This is a genomic window from Streptomyces sp. NPDC091272, assembly GCF_044757485.1.
Taxonomy (GTDB): domain Bacteria; phylum Actinomycetota; class Actinomycetes; order Streptomycetales; family Streptomycetaceae; genus Streptomyces.
Genome location: NZ_JBIVVC010000006.1, coordinates 111,167 through 130,617 on the forward strand (window position 1 = coordinate 111,167; position 19,451 = coordinate 130,617).

Consider the following 19,451-nt stretch of genomic DNA (forward strand, 5'->3'; position numbering starts at 1 on the left):
GGATGCGGCAGGAGGTGGGCGATGGGGCCCGTGGAGGCACTCGAACGCATCGCGTTCCTGCTGGAGCGCGACGGCGCCCCGACGTACCGCGTGCGGGCTTTCCGTACCGCCGCGGCAGTGGTCCGCGAGCTGGCACCCGCCGAGCTGGCCGAGCGCACGGCGCAGGGGTCCCTGGAGCGGCTGAAGGGCATCGGCCCCAAGACCGCGGGTGTGATCGCGGAGGCCCTGGCGGGCGAGGTGCCCGCCTATCTGGAGCGGCTCGAAGGTGAGGCGCGCACCCCGCTCGTGGCGGACGGCGCGGGTGGCCGGCTGCGCGCGCTGCTCAAGGGCGACTGCCATCTGCACTCCGACTGGTCGGACGGCGGCAGCCCCGTCGAGGAGATGGGACGCACGGCGCGGGACATCGGGCACGACTGGGCCGTGCTCACCGACCACTCACCCCGGCTGACCGTGGCGCACGGCCTGTCGCCGGAGCGGCTGGCCGAGCAGCTGGATCTCGTGGCGGAGCTGAACACCCGTTGGGCGCCCTTCCGGCTGCTGACGGGCATCGAGTGCGACATCCTCGACGACGGCGCGCTCGACCAGGAGCCCGAGCTGCTGGACCGGCTCGACGTGGTCGTGGTGTCGGTGCACTCCAAACTGCGGATGGACGCGGCGGCGATGACCCGCCGGATGGTGGCCGCGGTCAGCAACCCCAGGGCCGACGTACTGGGCCACTGCACCGGCCGGCTGGTCACGGGCCGGGGCAGGCCGGAGTCGGAGTTCGACGCGGACGCGGTGTTCGCGGCGTGCGCGCGGGCGGGAACGGCGGTGGAGATCAACAGCCGCCCGGAACGGCTGGACCCGCCCCGCCGGCTGCTCCGCAGGGCGGTGGAGGCGGGGACGCTGTTCGCCGTGGACACCGACGCGCACGCCCCCGGCCAATTGGACTGGCAGGTGATCGGGTGCGCGCGGGCAGAGGAGTGCGGAGTGCCCGCGGACCGGGTGGTGAACACATGGGACGTGGACAAGCTCCTGTCGTGGACCCGGAGGAGCCGTACGCGTACGGGCGGTTGAGCCGGCCGGGTATGTACCTGCGCCCAGGTGTGCGCCCCCGCCCAGATCCGCCCCCGCCCATGTGTCCGCCCCCGCCCACTCGACGAAGCCGTGTCCGCTCCCGCCTACGTGTCCGCCCCCGACTGCTCGACGAAGATGCAGAAGGGGTGGCCGTCCGGGTCACGGTAGACGCGGAACACCTCGTCGTCGCCGTCGGCGGGCAGCTCGCGGTCGGCCAACAGGGTGCCCCCCAGGGCGAGAACACGGCCGTGCTGCGTCCTCAGCTCCGCCACCGAGGGCACGCTCAGATCGAGGTGCAGCTGCTGCGGGACCGGGCCCTGCGGCCAGGTGGGCGCGCTGAGCCGGGCCACCTGCTGGACGGCGATGCGAGGACCGCCGGCCGGGCCCCTCAGCACGAGCCAGTCCCGTCCTTCGTCGGGTTGCCCCACCGGGGGCGGCTCGTCCCCCGGGCGGTAGGTGAGCCCCAGCAGCACACGGTAGAACTCCGCCAGCTGCCGCGCGTCGGTGCTGTCGAGCACCGTCTGTACCAACCGGATACCGCCATGCCCGTCGCCCATGGAAACCCGTTGCCCGCCCCCGCCCCGCCGAAACTCAACCGGGCCGCACCCGAGCTCGGCGCCCCGGACCGCCCGCTCCCGGCCCGCTACGCGTCAGCGGTGGTCAGGAGTGCGTCGCAGGTGTACTGGAACTCCTCCATCAGCCTGGTCGCCTCCACGATGAGCACGCCGTACGGGCGGGTGGAGTCGGCCAGTGGCAGATCCGCTTCCTGCGCCGAGCCGAGTACGTCCTGGAGCTTCTCCTGGGCGGTGCCCGACAGCCGGCACGCCTCCTGGGCCTGCTCGGTGAGGGTGTCGCTGTCGATCGAGGACAGCACATGGGCGACGTCGCGCAGGGAGACGAGGAAGTCCGCGTAGGTGTGCAGTACGGGGGCGTAGCTGTAGGTGTTCTCCGTCTCCTGCCACCGGTGCAGGCTTCGGTTGAGCGAGGACAGCTGGTAGACGGCGCGCTCCATGGACACGAGGACCTGCCGGTAGCGGTCGAAGGTCAGATAGCCGCGGTGGGCGGGCAGCAGGCGCCGCGGGTTGAACGGGAGACTGTCCTCCGCCGTGGTCAGACCGGCGCGTGCCTGGTCGACCGAGCGCTGGGCGCGCTTGCCCGCCGCGATCCAGCCCTCGGTGCGCTCGGACGAGACGTCCCCGTCGCGCAGGCCGTCGGCCATGTCGTCGAGCAGTGCCTCGACCTCCTGGCTCAGCACCTGGATGCCCTGTTCGGCACCGCGGTAGCGCAGCGGCGGCGCCACGCACAGGTTGACGATGAGACCGATCCCGCAGCCGATGAGGACCAGGAGCACGATCTGTCCGAGCTGGACGGCCTGGTCCCCGGTGGCGGAGGCCATGGTGTAGGTGGAGAAGGCGAAGAACGCGGCCGTGCCCACCTGGGCGCGCTGCTCCCCCAGGGCGGGCCACTGCCCGATCGCCAGCGCGATGACGGCGACCAGCGGGAAGACGAACAGTTCGGGTCCGATCAGGAACCCGAGCACGGCCTGCACGGCCACTCCGGCGGTCACCGCCGCCGTGTAGCGCAGGGCCTGCCACAGCGACTGATAGACCGTCGCATTCATGATCAGCACCGCGGAGAACGGGGCGAACGCCGGTGACGTCGCGCCGATCAGGTCGTACGCCACCCACCACGCCGCAGTCGCCGCCAGCGCGCTCTTGACGATCACCAGGACCGTGTTCCGCTCGTGCCCCGAGGACCGCCAGGCCCGTGCCAGCCATGCCCCGACGTCCCGTACCCAGTTCATCACGTACTCGTTCTTGCCTTTCCCGTGCTCTTCTGTCGTCCGAGGCCGATGGCCCGTCAACCGGGTGACCCCGCGCGGGCCGGCGAATCGAGAGGTGCGGCACACCGTTCGCGAGTGGGCCGACGCGCACTCCCGGCCCTCACGCCGCGAGGGCCTCGGAGCTCTGCGCGCAGGCGGGGACGGGAGTGGGGGCGGCGGTGGGTACGGCGGACGGTACGGGGACAGGGACGGGAACGGGAACGGGCGCCGCGGCCCGCTGGAGGATCCGCTCCGCCGCGGCCAGCGCGTCCTCGATGCGGGAGGTCCCGGTGATCACGCACAGCGTGTATCTCAGATCCTCCACCACGCGCGCGGACTCTTCGCCGGGATGCGCTTCGAACCTGGCCAGTGCGTCGGCGTGGCGGGCGAGGAGCGGACGCAGGGTCCGCGGTGAGGGGGTGATCATGACGGGCTGCCTCTCATGACGAACGACGGACGTGGCGGCGCTCGGCGCCGCAGTGACTTCTCCTGTCGGAGTCCAGGACCTGCCTGCTGTCGGAGTCCAGGACCTGCCTGCGGATGCGGGTGCAGATCCTGGTGAGGATCCGTGACACGTGCATCTGCGACATGCCCATCTCCTTGCCGATCTCGGCCTGCGACATCTCGGCGAAGAACCGCAGGTAGAGGATCTTCTTCTCGCGGACCGGCAGGGATCGCAGAATCGGTTTCACCGCCTCTCGGTCGACGAGGTGGGCGAGCCGGGCGTCCGGGGCGCCCAGCAGATCCTGGAGGGTGGCCGTGCTGCCGGCGCTGAGGGCGTGGTCGAGGGAGAGGGCGGAGAAGGTCTCCGCCGCCTCCATGCCCTGGCGGACCTCGTCCTCCGTCAGCCCCGCCCGAGCGGCGATCTCTCCCGGTCCGGGCTCCTCACCGGAGTGCTCGGCCAGCTCCCGGCGCGCGGCCCGGACCTGACTGCGGTACTGCTGCACGCGCCGGGGGACGTGTACGGACCACAGGTGGTCGCGGAAGTGACGCTTGAGTTCGCCCACGATCGTGGGCACCGCGAACGCCTCGAACGGGATGCCCCGGCACGGGTCGAACCGGGTGACCGCCTTCATCAGGCCCAGCGCGGCCACCTGCTTCAGATCCTCCAGCGCCTCGCCGCGGTCGCGGTACTTGGTCGCGATCCGGTGCGCCATCGGCAGCCACACCGCCACCGCCTCATGGAGCAGCGCCTCCCGCTCCGGCCCCCGCGCGAGCGCGGCGCGGTCGAACAGGGCACCGGAGCCGGGCGCCTCCTGGAAGAGGCGCCCGGCCGGCCCGGAGCGGGTGGTACGCGGCGGTGGTTCGGCCAGAACTGCGGTCATTGCAAGCTCCCTCGGCACGCAGCACGGGGCACGTGGTGCTCAGTGCTCGGCACTGGGCACCCGGTGCTCGGTACGCGGTACGCAGTGCGTTTCTGCCGGGGAGATCCCACGGGAGGGCAGCAGGCGACCCCGGACCTTGACGGATACGGAACAGGCGCCTGCTTGCCGAAGCACCCGAGCCGCGTCTGCCCCCGCCCACCTCCGTAAAACGGGGCGACCTCCGTAACGCGTGCTGCGCGACGGGGCCGGGGCAGGAGGTGTTCAGTTCACCCCGCGCCGTGGGCGGTGTCGACAGATACCGGCAAACGGGTGACAGCGACCGGAGTTGGGCGCGCCTCAGGCCCGGATCTGCCGTGCTTCCCGCTCGGTCCCGCTGATGGCGATCTTGCGGGGCTTGGCACGCTCCGAGATCGGCAGCCGCAGCGTCAGTACCCCACCCTCGTACGAGGCGTCGATGCGCTCGGTGTCCAGGGTGTCGCCGAGGATGAGCTGGCGGGTGTGCAGTCCGGAGGCACGCTCGGAGGCGATCATCTCCGCGCCCTCAGGGGCGGCGGTGCGGCGCTCGGCCCTGACGGTGAGCACATTGCGCTCGATGTCCACGTCGATGGACTCGGGATCGATGCCCGGCAGGTCGAAGTGGACGACGAATTCCTCGCCGGCGCGGTAGGCGTCCATCGGCATGACCGCCGGATGGGCCGTCGTTCCCCAGAACTGCTGGGCCATCCGGTCCAGTTCCCGAAAAGCGTCGGTACGCATGAGCATCACAGGTCACTCCTCTTCTCTCGTCGGGTGCGATGCCCTACGCCTTCTTATATAGCGAATTCCCGAAAACTTGACAAGCCTCCGCTCAACTAAGTTGCCCGGACACTCCCGGGCCCACCCGGCGCACCACTCACCACCTGGGACGAACCCCCCTCGAACGCCGACGAGCCCGGCACCCATGGGGGTGCCGGGCTCGGGAGTTGGTACGCAGGACCAGCGCCTGCGACCTGATCAGAGGCGTGCCTGCGTGCTTGCGGCGGCCGGATCAGGGTCGTGCGTGCGACCTCGTCAGAAATAGTGCTTGCGACCACCGACCGCGCGCCCGGTGGCTCCGAGGATCCACAGGATCGCGCCCACCACGATGAGGATGCCACCGATGGTGGTCAGCACGGAGATGCCGGCCAGCAGCCCGATGACGAGCAGGATGACGCCGAGAACGATCATGACAGTTCCCTTCTCGACGGCCGGGGTCCGGAAGCGGGTCACGCCCATGGTTCCCGCCGCGAGCGGGGCAGGCGAGCACGAGACCGGCCGCATGTCAACGGTCGCACACATCTGCCCGCGCCGCCTGCGGTCGGGTGTCCGGTGACCGATCCGGTGACCGCACGGGGCCGCGGCTTCGACTGTCGCGGGCTACCGCGACGCGGATTCCGGTGCCCGGCGGGCGCGGGCAAGTACCGCGGAGCTGGTGAGGGGCTGGTCCGCCGCCTGAGTGACACACGCCGAAGGGGCGCACACCGGTGAATCGGTGTGCGCCCCTTCAACAGGCGGCGGGCGCCCGGCCGGAACCGACGAACCGTCCGGCCTGCCTTCCCCGTCCTGCTACTTCTTCGGCATGAGGACGGTGTCGACGATGTAGACGGTGGCGTTGGCGGTCGGGACGTTGCCGCAGACCACGTTGGAGGTGTCGTTGACCTTGTAGGCCTCGCCGGAGCCCGCGGTGGTCAGGGTGGACTTCTGGAGGGTGGGGTAGGTGCCGTTCTCCAGCTGCTTGGGGGCGAGCTTCTCGCCGACGACGTGGTAGGTGAGGATGTCGGTCAGCTTGGCCTTGTCGGCGAGGACGGCGTCGAGGTCGGCCTTGGGGAGCTTGGCGAAGGCGTCGTTGGTGGGGGCGAACACCGTGATGTTCTTGGCGTTGTTGAGGGTGTCGACCAGGCCTGCCTTCTTGACGGCGGTCACCAGGGTGGACAGGGCCGGGTTGTTGGAGGCGGCGGTGGCGACGGGGTCCTTGGCCATGCCGTCGAAGCTGCCCTTGCCCTCCTTGGGGACGCCGGCGCAGCCCGGACCGAACGGGCCGTTCATCGGGGTCATGTCGGAGGGCGTCGAGGACGCGGCCGGAGCGGCGGGCTCGGAGGCGGAGGGTCCGGCGGCGGCGTCCTTCTTGTCACCGTCACCGCAGGCGGTCAGCGTGAGGGGCAGGATCGCGACGGCGGACACGGCAAGGGCGGCGCGACGGAAACGAAGTGCGTTCATGATGCTGCTCCTGAGGGTTGTGTTTGTGATTCGGTTGTGGGCTTGGTTGGTGTTGCGGTTGTGGGCTTGGGTGGTGTTGCGGTGGTGAGCTTGGGTGGTGTTGCGGTGGTGGGCTTGCGGGTGGGAGTTGAGGGCCGCGGGACTCATCCGACGGTCAGGACCACGGAGTGCCAGCCGGTCGCCCCGTCGGGAACGGTCCCGACCCGCTGCTCGGTCTGGGTGGTTCCGGTGCGGTCGGTGGCGCGGACGGTGAGGGTGTGGCTGCCGGGGGCCGCCTTCCAGGGCATCGACCACTGACGCCAGGTGTCCGTGGTGTCCTCGGCGGCGAGGTCGGCGCGCTGCCAGGGCCCCTCGTCGACGCGTACCTCGACCTTGTCGATGCCGCGGTGCTGGGCCCAGGCCACGCCGGCGACCATCACCGTGCCGGCCTTCGGGGTGGCGAACGGCCGAGGCGTGTCGATGCGCGACTGCGTCTTGATCGGGGCCCGCTTGGACCAGGAGCGCTTCACCCAGTACGGGTCGTAGTCGTCGAAGGTCGTGAGCTCGATGTCCTCGATCCACTTGCAGGCGGAGACGTACCCGTAGAGGCCGGGCACGACCATCCGGACCGGGAAGCCGTGGTCGAAAGGCAGCGGTTCGCCGTTCATGCCGACGGCGAGCAGTGCGTCACGGCCGTCCATCAGGTCCTCGACGGGACTGCCGATCGTCATGCCGTCCACCGAACGGGCCACCAGCTGGTCGGCGGGGCCGCCGCGCGAGGGAGGGCGTACTCCGGCCTCCTTGAGGAGTTCCGCCAGCGGTACGCCGATCCAGCGTGCGGTACCCGCGTACGGACCGCCGACCTCGTTGGAGACGCAGGTCAGGGTGATGTGACGCTCAATCAGCCGACGGTCGAGAAGGTCCTGGAAGGTGACGGTGAGGGGCCGGGTGACGCCCTTGCCGTGGATGGTCAGGCGCCACGCGGTGGCATCCACCTTCGGTACCACCAGCGCCGTGTCGACGCGGTAGAAGTCCTTGTTGGGGGTGACGAAGGGGCTGATCCCGGGGGTGTGCAGGACAGCTCCCGAAGGGATCGGACGGGCCGCCGATGCGGGCCGGGGCAGGGTGACCGTGCCGCGCGACGCCACGGCTGTCTCGCCCCGCGAGCCGGAGAGGGACCTGCCGACGAAGCCCGCGCCCGCCGAGGCGACGGCGGCCGCCCCTGCGGCGATCACGAACCCGCGCCGGTCCCAGCCCACCGGGCTGCCCACGGTCTCTCCCCCCGTATCGCCCTGGGCGGGTACGGAGGCGGCGTGGCGGGGCGGCCGGGTGAGCCGTCCGATCAGCAGGTACAGGAGGGCGGCGCCGCAGAGCGCGCCGACCACCGAGGCCAGGGCGTCGACCGGGCCCGTGGAGTCGGGCCGTCCGGTCGCGGCGACACCGCCCACCACGCCGAACATCAGCACTGCGGCCGTACCGACCCGCCGGTGGTGCAGGGCCAGCACACCGATCACCATCGCAAGGAGCGCGAGGACCGCGAGGATGCCGAGTTGCAGTACCAGCTTGTCGTTGGTTCCGAACTGGCGGATCGCCCAGTCCTTCACGGCGACGGGGGTCCGGTCGATCGCCGCTCCCCCGACCGCGACCAGCGGGCCTGACTCGGGCCGTACCCAGGCCGCCACCAGCTCGGCAACCGCCAGCGACGCGAAACCGGCCAGCAGCCCGGACAGCGCTGCGAGCGGCAAACGGACGCCTTTGCTCAGGATCTTGGTCACATCTGTACTTCGGAGCGGACGGCTCCGGGGATGGGCCGTTCTCGGAATTCTTTTTTCGGTGGTGTTTGCGGGTGCGTTTTGCGGGGGCGCCTTGCGGAGGTCTTCGCGGGGTGGTGCGCGGGTGCGGTCGGGGTCCGTGCGGGGGTGCGGTCGGGGACCGTGCAGGGGTGCGGTCGGGGTCCGTGCGCGGGTGCGGTCGCGGTCCGTGCGCGTCAGTTCGGGGGGTGCCTTCGCTGGGCTGTCCGTGCGTACTTGGCCGGAAGGACAATCCGGCCCGGCCTCCGCGCCGAATCGCCTGTGCGCAACAGGCGTCCCGCGCCCCTCCTCTTCGGTTCGGAGTTCCCATGTCACGTGAGACCGCGCGTTACTTCTTCGGTGCCCGCGCCCGGCCGTCCGAGCCCCGGCCGGGCCGGGCCGAACCGGTGGAGTCGGTGGAGTCGGTGGAACCGCCGGAGCCCGTCCCCGCGTACCTGAAGCCGGCCGTACTTGCCCGGATCACGGGGGTCCCCCAGGAACCGCCGCTCCCCCGCGCCGACGCGCCGGACGCGGCCACCGGCACGAACCGCGCCCCCGGCACCGGCACCCGCGGCCGAGGAACGGGCGACGGGACGGGGACAGGTTCCGCCTGGCACTGCCACCACTGAGGCTGCTGCCGCGAACCGCCGTAAGCGACGACGGGGACTGGCGGACTCCCGACGGGGTACTGGGAGCCGCATGCAACGAAACCTCTTCGATCCCGAGAACCTCGTCCGGCCCGCCACCGCCCCCGGGCTCACCCTGGAGAACGCGATGGCCGTCCGCTATGCCGTCAAGGGGGAGGCCAGAGCCCGGCAGGGCACGATGGTCGCCTGGCGCGGCGCCCTGGAGTTCGAGCGGCAGGGCCAGGGCGTGGGCAACTTCCTCAAGCGCGCCGTCACCGGTGAGGGACTGGCGCTCATGACCGTCACCGGTGAGGGCGAGGCGTGGTTCGCCGCCGACGCGGCGCACTGTTTCCTCGTCGACATCGACGAGAACCGCGGCCTGACGGTCAACGGCAAGAACGTCCTGTGCTTCGACGCCTCGCTGAAGTACGACATCACCACCGTCAAGGGTGCGGGGATGGCGGGCGGCGGGCTGTTCAACTGCACGTTCAGCGGCACCGGCCGCCTGGCCCTGACCAGTGCGGGCATCCCGTTGGTGCTGCCGGTGACGCCCGACGCGCCCGTCCATGTGGACACCGACGCGGTCGTCGCGTGGAGCCCCGGGCTGCAGACGTCGCTGCACCGCTCGCAGAGTGTCGGTTCGATGGTGAAGGGCGGTTCGGGCGAGGCCGTGCAGCTGAAGCTGGAGGGGGAGGGCGTCGTCGTGGTGAACCCCAACGAGCCCAAGCCGACACCTTCGGCCTGACCGGCAGAGCCCGCACGGAAGCCTCTGGCCCAGGCCGCGCGAAGTCCCGGGCGGAGCCCCGCGGGGAGTTCCAGGCAGAGCCCGCGCGAAGTCCCGGGCGGAGCCCGCCCGGAGTCCCAGGCAGAGCCGGCCCGGAGTCCCAGGCAGAGTCGGCCCGGAGTCCCAGGCAGAGTCGGCCCGGAGTCCCAGGCAGAGTCGGCCTGGAGTCCCAGGCAGAGTCGGCCGGCGTGCCCGTACGGCGCCGGCCGACGAGTCGGATGCCGCTCCCACCGGTGTGCCGGGTCGCGGCGGACCGGCTGCGAGGCGTACAAGAGGAGTCGTGTTGGGACGCAAGAGTGTGCTGGTTTCCGGCGCGAGCATCGCAGGGCCCGCCCTCTCCTGGTGGCTCGGGGCGGCCGGGTGGGACGTCACGGTCGTCGAGCGGTTCGACCGTCTCCGCGAGGAGGGTCAGAACGTCGACGTACGCGGCGTCGGGCGGACGGTCCTGCGCCGGATGGGGCTCGAAGAGGCCGTCCGCGCCGCCCACACGGGCGAGACGGGCACCGACTTCATCGACGGACGCGGGCGCCCCTACGCCTCCTTCGCCGCCGGGGCCGACGACACCGGCGGCCTCACCGCCGAGCTGGAGATCCTGCGCGGCCGCCTCGCCCGGATCCTCCACAACCACTCCGCCGGCTCGGCCGACTACGTCTTCGGCGACCGGATCAGCGCCCTGCACGACGACGGACACGGCGTCGACGTCGAGTTCGTCCGGAGCGCCGGACGCCGTTTCGACGTCGTCGTACTCGCCGAGGGGCTGCGCTCCCGCAGCCGGGACCTGATCATGCCGGACGCCCCCGTCCACGAACTCGGCCTCTACACCGCCCACCTCACTCTCCCCCGTACCGCCGCCGACGACGACCGTTGGCGGGTGTTCGCGGCCGGACGCGGACGCCAGGTCTCCTTGCGGCCCGACAGCACCGGCGGCGGCCCCGACAACCCCGCTGACGCCGCTGACGCCGAGAACCCCGACAGCACCGCAAGCGTCCGGGCCTTCCTGAGTCTCGTCAGCGACGTGCGCGGGCTGGACCGGCTGGACACCGACGCTCTGGTGGCAGTGTTGCGCGGGACCTTCGCGGACGCGGGCTGGGAGACCCCGCGCATTCTCGACGCCCTCGACAACGGTTCCCTCTACTTCGACGCCGTCGGGCAGGTCAAGCTGCCGGTCTGGAGCCGCGGGCGCGTCGCGCTGCTCGGTGACGCGGCGTACTGCCCCTCGCCCATCAGCGGCATGGGCACCACCCTCGCCCTGGCCGGCGCGTACGTCCTGGCCGGCGAGCTGAACCGGCACGACACCCCCCGTACCGCCTTCACCCGGTACGAGCAGCTGCTGCGCCCCCTCGTGGAGCGGGCGCAGAAGCTGCCGCCCGGCGCTCCCCGGATCGCCCACCCGCGCACCGGCCCGCAGCAGGCGCTCTTCCGCGCGGTCCTGCGCGCCGCCGCCACGCCGCTGGCCGGCCGCCTCTCCTCGCGGGCCGGCGCGCTGTTCACCCCGCCGGCCGAAGCGATCGCGCTCCCGCACTACCCGGCCCCCGGCCGGCCGTCGATCGCCCCCTGACCGGAGGAGCCGCCCTTCCTGGGGCCCCCCTCGGGGGAGCCACTCCCGGGGGGGGATTCCTGTCCGCACGGCGGAAGCCTGGACCTCGATGTGTGCGATACACGTGGCATGTACGATGCACAAACATCGCCATGAACCGGGCTGTCGAGCTGCGCGCCCACCCTGTGCACGACCGGTCAACTCCGGCCGCGCACACCGCGGTTGCCGCCTACCGCAAGCAGGGCATCCGTGCCAATGCCGTCTCCCCCGGCCCGACCAGGACCGCGATCCAGGTCGACGCGGCCCCCGATGCCCAGGGCCCGGCGCTGATCGGGCAGTTGATCCGCGCGAACATCGGGCGCCTGGGCAGCGCGGCGGAACAGGCCGACGCGATCGTCTTCCTGGCCTCGGACGCCGCCGCGTTCGTCAACGGCGCGGTGCTGCCGGTCGACGACGGGTGGGCGGCGGTCTGAGGGCCCACCGAGTGAGGTCCTACCGCCTGGGGGCCCGCAGTCCGAGGGCCCTCCGTATCCTCGTACGCCCCGATCGTGCGCCGGAGCGGCCGTGGTATATCTACGGCAGGTGACCTTCCTCCCATTCCCCCCAGCCCTGCGGGGGGAGGCGCGCTCGCAGTAGAAGGAACCTCGCGTGGACAAGCCCCTGGACCAGATCGAGTTCGAGACCATGCTGCTCGGCCGGCACATGAACCTGCTCACCGGGCGGGGTGACGGGCGGCTGGACCGCAGTGCGTACATCCTGCTGAGCCGGATCCTCGCGGAGGGGCCCCTGTCGATCAGCGAACTGAGCCACGCCCTGGGGCTGGACGCCTCCACTCTCAACCGCCAGACCGCGGCGATGCTGCGCGCGGGGGTCGTCGAGCGGATCCCCGACCCGGCGGGTGGTATCGCCCGGAAGTTCGCCGTCACCGACGAGGGACGGCGGCGGCTGGCGAGCGACCGCAGCTCCAACCTGAGCGGTCTGGCCCGGGTGCTGGAGAACTGGACGCCGGAGGAGGCCGCACAGTTCGCGGCCGGCCTCGGGCGTTTCAACCGGGACAGCGAGCGCCTTGACGGGCGACCCTGGCCACGGGACTGAACAGGCCGGTCGCGTCCCGCGAAACGACGGAGAGGTGCGCGCCATGAAGGCAGTCCGCTACAGCCGGTTCGGCGGCCCCGAGGTCCTCGAACTCGTGGACCTTCCCGATCCGCACCCGGGCCCCGGCCAGGTCCGGATCGCGGTGCGCGCGGCCGGGGTCAACCCGAGCGACTGGAAGAAGCGCCAGGGCCTGATGGACGAGGGGCTGCCGCAGACCCTGGGGTACGAGGCGGCCGGCATCGTGGACGAGCTCGGTCCCGGGGCCACGGGCGTGGCGGTCGGCGACCGCGTGTTCGGCTTCTCCGCCGACGGGGCCGCCCAGGCCGAGCTGGCGGTGCTGTCCCACTACGCGCCCGTCCCGCCCTCCCTCGGTTTCGCCGGCGCCGCCGCGCTGCCCGCCGCCGTGGAGACGGCCACCCGCGCACTCGACCAGCTCGGCGTCCTGGGCGGCGGGACCCTGCTGGTCAACGGCGCCTCGGGGAGCGTCGGCAGTGCGGCGGTGCAGCTCGCCGTGGTGCGTGGCGCGCGCGTGATCGGCACAGCGGGCCCGGCGAACCACGACTACGTCCGTTCCCTGGGCGCCGAGCCGGTCAGCTACGGCGCCGGGCTTACGGCCAGGGTGCGCGCGCTCGCTCCGGAGGGTGTCGACCTCGCGCTCGACGTCGCGGGGAGCGGGGTGCTCGCCGAACTCGTGGCGCTCGCAGGCGCACCCGAACGGGTCCTCGCCGTCTCCGACTTCCAGGGGGCGCGGGAGCACGGGGTGCGGTTCAGCAGCGGCGATGCGGGCCGCGCGCTGCACGCGCTCGACGGCATCGGCGAACTGGTCGGGGCCGGTCGCTTCTCGCTCCCGGTCGCGCGGACCTTCCCGCTGTCCGAGGTCGCCCAGGCGCACCGGGCGGGCGAGCAGGGGCTGGTCCGCGGAAAGCTCGTGCTGCTGGTCGGCTGACGCTCCCCACGCCGGCCGCGCCACCCACTCCAGCCGCGCCACCCACCCCGGCCGCGCCGCTCAGTCCGCCCGCGCCATCCACCCTGCCCGCGCCGCCCACCCCGGCCGCGCCACCCACCCCGCCCGCGCCACCCACCCCGCCCGCGCCGCTCAGTCCGCCCGACGCGTCGCGCCCGCGCGCAGGCCGTCCATGACGAGGTCGAGGAGCCGGCCCGCGCGTGGCTGCCAGTCGCCCTCGGGGTCGATCTGCCAGAGGCCGCCGACCGCGAGGAGCAGGTCGTCCGCGGTGACTCCGGCGCGGATCGTGCCGGCCTCCTCGCCCGCGCACAGCAGGAGCTGTGCGGCGTCGGTGATCGGGGCGTGGCCCGGTTTCGCCGGGGCGCCGGGCGCGCTGGTGGCCTGGCGGATCGCCTCGGCGAGGCCCGCCTTGGTCATCGCGAACTGCGCCAGCCGGTCCAGCCATTCGCGCAGTGCCTCGTCCGGCGCCGCGGACTCCAGCAACTGGCTCGCGCTGTCCGCCACCTGGTGCATCTCGTGCCGGAAGACCTCCAGGACGAGCGCCTCCCGGTGCGGGAAGTTGCGGTAGAAGGTGGCCTGCCCGACGCCCGCCTTCTTGGCGATGGTGCTCAACGGCACGTCCGCGGCCTCGGTCAGCTCGGCCAGCGCGACTTCCAGGATGCGTTCGCGGTTGCGCTGCGCGTCGACGCGGACGGGCGCGGACTTCTTCTCGTGCATGTGCCCTCCTCGTGGGGATCGCCGACGCACCCGGCCCTTGTGAAGCGGACAATTGTCCGGTACGTTCTGCGGTAGCGGACAACTGTCCGGTTGAGTCCACTCTAACCGTGAATTCCACCGCTTACGCACGCGAAAGAAGACTGACCATGGCCTTGTCCACGTCCAGTGTCATCGTGCTCAACGTGAACGGCGAGAAGCACTCACTCACCGTCGACCACCGCACCACCCTGCTCGACGCCCTGCGCGAGCGGCTCGACCTGACCGGCACCAAGAAGGGCTGCGACCAAGGTCAGTGCGGCGCCTGCACCGTGCTGGTGGACGGCAGCCGCTCCTTGTCCTGTCTTGAGCTGGCGGTTGCCGCCGAGGGACGTGAGATCCGTACTGTCGAAGGTCTTGCCGAGGGCGGCAGGCTGCACCCGGTGCAGCAGGCCTTCCTCGACCTGGACGGCCTCCAGTGCGGCTACTGCACCCCCGGGCAGATCTGCTCCGCCGTCGCGGTCATCGAGGAACACGCGGCCGGCTGGCCCAGCGCCGCCACCGAGGACCTGCGGCCCGCCGCAGTGCCACCACCGCTCACCGGCGCGGAGATCCGCGAACGGATGAGCGGCAACCTGTGCCGCTGCGGCGCGTACGCGTCGATCGTCCAGGCCGTCGCCCGTGCGGCCGGCTCCGCCCCGGAGCAGGCCGCGGGCACGGCCGCCAGCACCGAGAACAGCGCCAAGGGGGCCGTCGCATGAGGGAGTTCGGATATCAGCGCGCGCATGACGTGTCCGGTGCGCTCGCGCTCCTGGACGCCGACCCGGAGGCCCGCTTCCTCGGCGGCGGCACCAACCTCGTCGATCTGATGAAGACCGGCGTGGAGCGGCCGGCCCGGCTGGTGGACCTGCGCGGTCTGCCACTGGACCGCATCGAGCGCGCCGAGGACGGCACCTTGCGCATCGGCGCGACCGTCAGCAACAGCGCGCTCGCCGCGCACCCCGAAGTGCGCTTGCGCTACCCGGCGTTGACGCAGGCCGTGGTCGCCGGCGCCTCCGGCCAGCTGCGCAACATGGCCACGGTCGGCGGCAACCTCCTCCAGCGCACCCGCTGCGGCTACTTCACCGACGTCACCCAGCCCTGCAACAAGCGCGCGCCCGGCACCGGCTGTCCGGCCGTAAAGGGCGAGCACCACAATGCCGCGATCCTCGGCGCGTCCGAGCACTGCGTGGCCGTGCACCCCTCCGACCTGGCCGTTGCCCTGACCGCGTTCGACGCTCTCGTGACGTACGAAACGACCGAGGGCGCGGGCGAGTTGCCGCTCGCCGACCTCTATCTGGCGCCCGGCAGTACACCGCACCTGGAGACCGCGCTGCCCACCGGCGCGCTGATCACCGGGGTCGCGCTGCCGCCCACCCCGGTGGCCGCTCTCTCCCGCTACCGCAAGGTGCGTGAGCGCGCCTCGTACGCCTTCGCGATCGGCTCGGTCGCCGCCGCGCTGGAGATCGAGGCGGGTGCCGTCCGGGACGTGCGCCTCGCCCTCGGCGCCGTCGCGTCACGGCCCTGGCGGGCGTCGGCGGCCGAGCGGGTGCTGCGCGGGGCGCCCGCGACGGCCGACTCCTTCGCGGCCGCCGCGGACGCCGAGCTGGCCGCGGCCGTGCCGCTGCCGCACAACGGCTACAAGGTCACCCTGATGCGCAACCTCGTGGTCGCCGTGCTCACCGAACTCGCCGAGGAGGCCGCCCGATGACCAGTACGACTCCCCTCAGGGGCTCCGTCGGCACCGCACACACCCGGGTGGAGGGGTACGACAAGGTCACCGGCGCCGCCAGGTACGCGGCCGAGCTCCCCTTCGACCGGCTCGCCCACGGCTGGCTGGCGTCGTCCGCCGTGGCCCGCGGGCGCGTCCTGGCCGTCGAGGACGAGGCGGTCCTGGCCATGCCCGGTGTCCTCGCGGTGCTGCACCACAAGAACGCCCCCCGGCTGGAGACCGACTTCCCCTCGTTCATGGGCCTGACCCCCGACCCCGCCACCGCGCTGTTCCAGGACGACCTGGTGCCGTACGCGGGCTGGCCCGTCGCGCTGGTCGTCGCCGAGACGTCCGAACAGGCCCGGGAAGCCGCCGAGTCGCTCGTGGTGCGCTACGCGCCGCAGCCGCACGACGTGGACTTCTACGCCGGACGGCCGGGGGCGGTCCCCGCGACTGGCGCGCCCCACGCCCCTTCGAAGACCGAGAAGGGCGACCTGGCGGCCGAACTCGCCCGGTCCGCCGCGGTCGTGGACGCCGAGTACAGCACCCCCGAGGAACACCACAGCTCGATGGAGCCGCACGCGACCACGGCCCGCTGGGAGGACGGCCGGCTGGAGGTCGTCGACTCCAACCAGGGCGCGGGCTGGGTGCAGGGGGAACTCGCGAACCTCTTCTCGCTCGACCCGGCGTCGGTGCGGGTGCGCTCCGAGCACATCGGCGGCGGCTTCGGCTCCAAGGGCGTACGGGCCAACCAGATCGCCGCGGTGATGGCCGCGACCCTTCTGCAACGGCCCGTAAGGGTGGTGCTGACGCGCCGTCAGGTGTTCTCGCTGACCGGCTACCGCAGCCCCACCGCCCAGCGGGTCAGGCTCGGCGCCGACCCGGACGGCAGGCTGCGCGCGCTGGAACACACCGCGCTGAACCTCACCTCCACGCGGGGCGAGTTCCTGGAGCCGTGCGCCACACCCAGCCGGGTCCTCTACGACGCACCGGCGCACCGCACCGCGCACCAGGTCGTGCCGCTCGACGTGCCCGGCCCGACGTTCATGCGCGCCCCCGGGGAGGCCCCCGGGTCGTTCGCGCTGGAGAGCGCGATCGACGAGCTGGCCGAGAAGTGCGGCATCGACCCGATCGTCCTGCGCTCCCGCAACGAACCCGACCGGGGTCCGGTGTCCGGGCTGCCGTTCGCCGGCCGGCGGCTGCTGGACTGCTTCCACGAGGGTGCGGCGAGGTTCGGCTGGGCGGACCGCGATCCGCGGCCCGGGCAGCGCCGCGAGGGACGCTGGCTGCTGGGCACCGGTACCGCGGCTGCCTCCTTCGCCGCCGGGGCCATGCCCTCCACGGCTTCGGTGACGGCCGAGCCGGACGGCGGCTTCACCGTCCGCATCACCGCCGCCGACATCGGGACGGGCGCGCGCACCGCCCTCACACTGATCGCCGCCGACGCCCTGGAGACGACGCCCGACCGGGTGCGCGTCCGGATCGGGGACAGCGACTTCGGCCCCGCGATGGTCGCGGGCGGCTCGGCGGGCACCCGCTCCTGGGCACTGGCGATCACCTCCGCCGCCGCGGAACTGCGCGCGCTGCTCGTCCCCGGTGTCGACCTACCGCCGGAGGGCGTCACCGTCACCTCCGACACCGCGGCGGCGCTCGCGGCGCTGCCGCAGCGTGAACGGCACTCGTTCGGCGCCCAGTTCGCCGAGGTGGCGGTGGACGTCGGCACCGGCGAGGTGCGGGTGCGCCGGATGCTCGGCATCTTCGCGGCGGGCCGCATCGTCAATCCGCTGACCGCCCGCAATCAGCTGGTCGGCGGGATGACCTGGGGCATCTCCATGGCCCTGCACGAGGAGGCGGTACGGGACCGGGCCTCGGGTGCCCACGTCGGCGCGGACCTCGCCGGGTACCACGTCGCCTCGCACGCCGACGTCCCGAACGTCGAGGCGGACTGGCTGCACGACGACCTGGACGAGGACGACCCCATCGGGATCAAGGGCATCGGCGAGGTCGGCATCGTGGGCGCGGCAGCGGCGATCGCCAACGCGGTCCACCACGCCACCGGCGTACGCCACCGCCATCTGCCGATCCGGCCCGACCGCGTGCTGTCGGCCACCGCCGTGGCGGGCGCCGAACGTGCTTGATCTCCTGGAGGAGTTGGGTGCCTGGGCCGGGGAGGGACGCGAGTTCGCGGTGGCCACCGTGGTCGGCGTGAGCGGCAGCGCTCCCCGCGGCCCGGGCGCCGCCCTCGCCGTCGACGGGGCGGGCGCCGCGATCGGCTCGGTCTCCGGCGGCTGCGTGGAGGGAGCGGTGTACGAGCTGTGCCGGCAGGCACTCGACGACGGCAGGACCGTGGTCGAGCGGTTCGGCTACAGCACGGACGACGCCTTCGCCGTCGGTCTGACCTGCGGCGGGACCGTGGAGGTCCTGGTCACGCCGGTGCGGGCCGATGCCCGTGCCCGACCCGTGATCACCGCGTTCGCCGCGGGCGGCCCTGCGGCGCTCGTACGGGTCGTCCGCGGCCCCGCGGAACTCATGGGCGCGGCACTGCTGGTGCGCGGTGACGGTTCGTACCAGGGAAGCCTGGGCGGCGGCGCGCCGCTGGACCTCCTCGCGCGGGAGGAGGCCGGGGCGGCGCTGGAGCTCGGCCGCACCGGCTCGGTGGAGGTCTCCGCCGACGGGTCGCGCTGTCCCGGCGGGCTCACCCTGATCGTCGAGTGCCGGGTGCCGCCGCCGCGCATGATCGTGTTCGGTGCGGTCGACTTCGCGGCGGCGCTCGTGCGCGTGGGCAAGTTCCTGGGCTTCCACGTGACCGTGTGCGACGCCCGGCCCGTCTTCGCCACCAAGGCCCGGTTCCCGGACGCGGACGAGGTCGTCGTGGAGTGGCCGCACCACTATCTGCGGCGTACCGCGACCGACGGGCGCACGGTGCTCTGCGTGCTCACGCACGATGCCAAGTTCGACGTGCCGCTGCTGGCCGACGCGCTGCGGTTGCCGGTCGGTTACGTCGGGGCGATGGGTTCGCGCCGTACCCACGCCGAGCGGCTGGACCGGCTGCGTGAGGCGGGTGTCGGCGAAGGAGAACTGGCGCGTCTGCGCTCACCGATCGGTCTCGACCTCGGGGCCCGCACCCCGGAGGAGACCGCGCTGTCGATCGCCGCGGAGATCGTCGCGGCCAGGCACGGGGGCAGTGGCCGGCCCCTGACCGGCTCAAGTACGCCGCTGCACAGGGCCCTTCCCGTCACGGCGGACGGCGCGGCGGGCCCTCCCCCGTACGCTCACGCGCAGGCCGGGCAGAGCCCCCGGTAGGTGATCGCCGCCTCGGACACGGAGAATCCGTACCGCTGGTCGGCCGGCAGGCCCTCCAGCGGGTCCCCGACCGGGTGCACGTCGCGGATGACCCCGCACCCGGAGCAGACCAGGTGCTGGTGCGGGCGGCGCGCGTTGGGGTCGTACCGCTTGGCACGGCCGTCGGTGGAGAGCTCGGCGACCTCACCGAGGGAGACCATCTCGCCCAGCGTGTTGTAGACGGTCGCCCGGGAGATCTCGGGGAGACGGCCCACCGCGCGGGCGTGCACCTCGTCCGCCGTGAGGTGGATGTGCTCGCCGTCAAGCACCTCGGCGACGACACGCCGCTGGGAGGTCATCCGCCAGCCGCGTCCGCGCAGCCGTTCCAGCAGGTCACTCATGACGGACCACCCATCCGATGTCGGCAAGGTCACTCGGAGTTTATCGCCCGTTGGCACAGTTCCGATGAAATATGGAACAGGTGAGCTTCTTGACCTGGAACCTGTCCACCAT

20 protein-coding genes and 1 pseudogene are annotated in these 19,451 nt (G+C 72.5%); 11 read left to right on the forward strand and 10 right to left on the reverse strand.

Annotation, left to right across the window (positions count from 1 at the left end; genetic code table 11):
- Positions 1-21 precede the first annotated feature (21 nt).
- Positions 22-1,056: a PHP domain-containing protein gene (locus tag ACIQM4_RS18550; protein ID WP_401592574.1), complete on the forward strand. Its 1,035-nt coding sequence runs from the start codon at positions 22-24 to the stop codon at positions 1,054-1,056.
- Positions 1,057-1,160: 104 nt separating this feature from the next.
- Here the strand turns inward: ACIQM4_RS18550 and ACIQM4_RS18555 are convergent, their stop codons facing one another.
- The 8 genes from ACIQM4_RS18555 to ACIQM4_RS18590 all read right to left on the reverse strand — a co-directional run bounded on the left by ACIQM4_RS18555 (position 1,161) and on the right by ACIQM4_RS18590 (position 8,192).
- Positions 1,161-1,574, reverse strand: a complete 414-nt coding sequence (locus ACIQM4_RS18555; protein ID WP_401592576.1) for a VOC family protein — start codon at positions 1,572-1,574, stop codon at positions 1,161-1,163.
- Positions 1,575-1,699: 125 nt separating this feature from the next.
- Positions 1,700-2,860 carry an aromatic acid exporter family protein gene (locus tag ACIQM4_RS18560; protein ID WP_401592578.1) on the reverse strand — a complete coding sequence of 387 codons (1,161 nt, stop codon included), beginning with the start codon at positions 2,858-2,860 and terminating at the stop codon, positions 1,700-1,702.
- A 139-nt stretch (positions 2,861-2,999) separates the two neighbouring features.
- Positions 3,000-3,305: a DUF5133 domain-containing protein gene (locus ACIQM4_RS18565; protein WP_401592580.1), complete on the reverse strand. Its 306-nt coding sequence runs from the start codon at positions 3,303-3,305 to the stop codon at positions 3,000-3,002.
- A gap of 13 nt (positions 3,306-3,318) precedes the next feature.
- Positions 3,319-4,203, reverse strand: coding sequence for a SigB/SigF/SigG family RNA polymerase sigma factor (locus ACIQM4_RS18570; protein ID WP_401592582.1), 885 nt, complete (start codon positions 4,201-4,203; stop codon positions 3,319-3,321).
- A gap of 336 nt (positions 4,204-4,539) precedes the next feature.
- Positions 4,540-4,965 (reverse strand): Hsp20/alpha crystallin family protein, encoded by a 426-nt coding sequence (locus tag ACIQM4_RS18575; protein WP_401592584.1) that lies wholly within the window; start codon positions 4,963-4,965, stop codon positions 4,540-4,542.
- Between the two features lie 288 nt (positions 4,966-5,253).
- Complete coding sequence (locus ACIQM4_RS18580) at positions 5,254-5,409, reverse strand: DUF6131 family protein (protein WP_401593157.1); 156 nt, start codon at positions 5,407-5,409, stop codon at positions 5,254-5,256.
- Between the two features lie 378 nt (positions 5,410-5,787).
- On the reverse strand, positions 5,788-6,438 hold the full coding sequence (locus ACIQM4_RS18585) for a fasciclin domain-containing protein (protein WP_401592586.1): 651 nt from the start codon (positions 6,436-6,438) through the stop codon (positions 5,788-5,790).
- 143 nt (positions 6,439-6,581) lie between these two features.
- Positions 6,582-8,192 (reverse strand): molybdopterin-dependent oxidoreductase, encoded by a 1,611-nt coding sequence (locus ACIQM4_RS18590; protein WP_401592588.1) that lies wholly within the window; start codon positions 8,190-8,192, stop codon positions 6,582-6,584.
- 344 nt (positions 8,193-8,536) lie between these two features.
- Between ACIQM4_RS18590 and ACIQM4_RS18595 the strand changes: the two genes are divergently transcribed.
- From ACIQM4_RS18595 to ACIQM4_RS18620, 6 genes and pseudogenes are all read left to right on the forward strand, one after another.
- Positions 8,537-8,836: a hypothetical protein gene (locus ACIQM4_RS18595; protein ID WP_401592590.1), complete on the forward strand. Its 300-nt coding sequence runs from the start codon at positions 8,537-8,539 to the stop codon at positions 8,834-8,836.
- A 70-nt stretch (positions 8,837-8,906) separates the two neighbouring features.
- On the forward strand, positions 8,907-9,578 hold the full coding sequence (locus tag ACIQM4_RS18600; protein ID WP_401592591.1) for an AIM24 family protein: 672 nt from the start codon (positions 8,907-8,909) through the stop codon (positions 9,576-9,578).
- A 319-nt stretch (positions 9,579-9,897) separates the two neighbouring features.
- Positions 9,898-11,175: an FAD-dependent monooxygenase gene (locus tag ACIQM4_RS18605; RefSeq protein ID WP_401592593.1), complete on the forward strand. Its 1,278-nt coding sequence runs from the start codon at positions 9,898-9,900 to the stop codon at positions 11,173-11,175.
- 209 nt (positions 11,176-11,384) lie between these two features.
- A pseudogene (locus ACIQM4_RS18610) lies at positions 11,385-11,627 on the forward strand (SDR family oxidoreductase); the annotation flags it as partial.
- 175 nt (positions 11,628-11,802) lie between these two features.
- Positions 11,803-12,249 carry a MarR family winged helix-turn-helix transcriptional regulator gene (locus ACIQM4_RS18615; RefSeq protein WP_401592595.1) on the forward strand — a complete coding sequence of 149 codons (447 nt, stop codon included), beginning with the start codon at positions 11,803-11,805 and terminating at the stop codon, positions 12,247-12,249.
- Positions 12,250-12,292: 43 nt separating this feature from the next.
- Entirely contained in the window at positions 12,293-13,195 is a 903-nt protein-coding gene (locus tag ACIQM4_RS18620) for an NADP-dependent oxidoreductase (RefSeq protein ID WP_401592597.1), read from the forward strand.
- A 150-nt stretch (positions 13,196-13,345) separates the two neighbouring features.
- Here the strand turns inward: ACIQM4_RS18620 and ACIQM4_RS18625 are convergent, their stop codons facing one another.
- A complete protein-coding gene (locus ACIQM4_RS18625) occupies positions 13,346-13,930 on the reverse strand; it encodes a TetR/AcrR family transcriptional regulator (protein WP_401592599.1) in 585 nt (194 codons plus the stop codon).
- 146 nt (positions 13,931-14,076) lie between these two features.
- Here ACIQM4_RS18625 and ACIQM4_RS18630 point away from each other — a divergent pair, with 146 nt between their 5' ends.
- Genes ACIQM4_RS18630 through ACIQM4_RS18645 form a run of 4 tightly spaced genes read left to right on the forward strand, consistent with a single transcriptional unit; the run spans position 14,077 to position 18,959 of the window.
- On the forward strand, positions 14,077-14,667 hold the full coding sequence (locus tag ACIQM4_RS18630; RefSeq protein ID WP_401592601.1) for a (2Fe-2S)-binding protein: 591 nt from the start codon (positions 14,077-14,079) through the stop codon (positions 14,665-14,667).
- Positions 14,664-15,656: an FAD binding domain-containing protein gene (locus tag ACIQM4_RS18635; RefSeq protein WP_401592603.1), complete on the forward strand. Its 993-nt coding sequence runs from the start codon at positions 14,664-14,666 to the stop codon at positions 15,654-15,656. The genes ACIQM4_RS18630 and ACIQM4_RS18635 overlap by 4 nt, the downstream gene beginning before the upstream one ends.
- A complete protein-coding gene (locus ACIQM4_RS18640) occupies positions 15,653-17,794 on the forward strand; it encodes a xanthine dehydrogenase family protein molybdopterin-binding subunit (protein WP_401592605.1) in 2,142 nt (713 codons plus the stop codon). The genes ACIQM4_RS18635 and ACIQM4_RS18640 overlap by 4 nt, the downstream gene beginning before the upstream one ends.
- Complete coding sequence (locus ACIQM4_RS18645) at positions 17,787-18,959, forward strand: XdhC family protein (RefSeq protein WP_401592606.1); 1,173 nt, start codon at positions 17,787-17,789, stop codon at positions 18,957-18,959. The genes ACIQM4_RS18640 and ACIQM4_RS18645 overlap by 8 nt, the downstream gene beginning before the upstream one ends.
- On the opposite strand, the gene ACIQM4_RS18650 is transcribed toward ACIQM4_RS18645, so the two are convergent.
- The gene (locus ACIQM4_RS18650) at positions 18,929-19,339 is read right to left on the reverse strand and encodes a Fur family transcriptional regulator (protein WP_401592608.1); all 411 of its coding nucleotides are present in this window, start codon (positions 19,337-19,339) and stop codon (positions 18,929-18,931) included. The genes ACIQM4_RS18645 and ACIQM4_RS18650 overlap by 31 nt on opposite strands.
- Positions 19,340-19,451 lie beyond the last annotated feature (112 nt).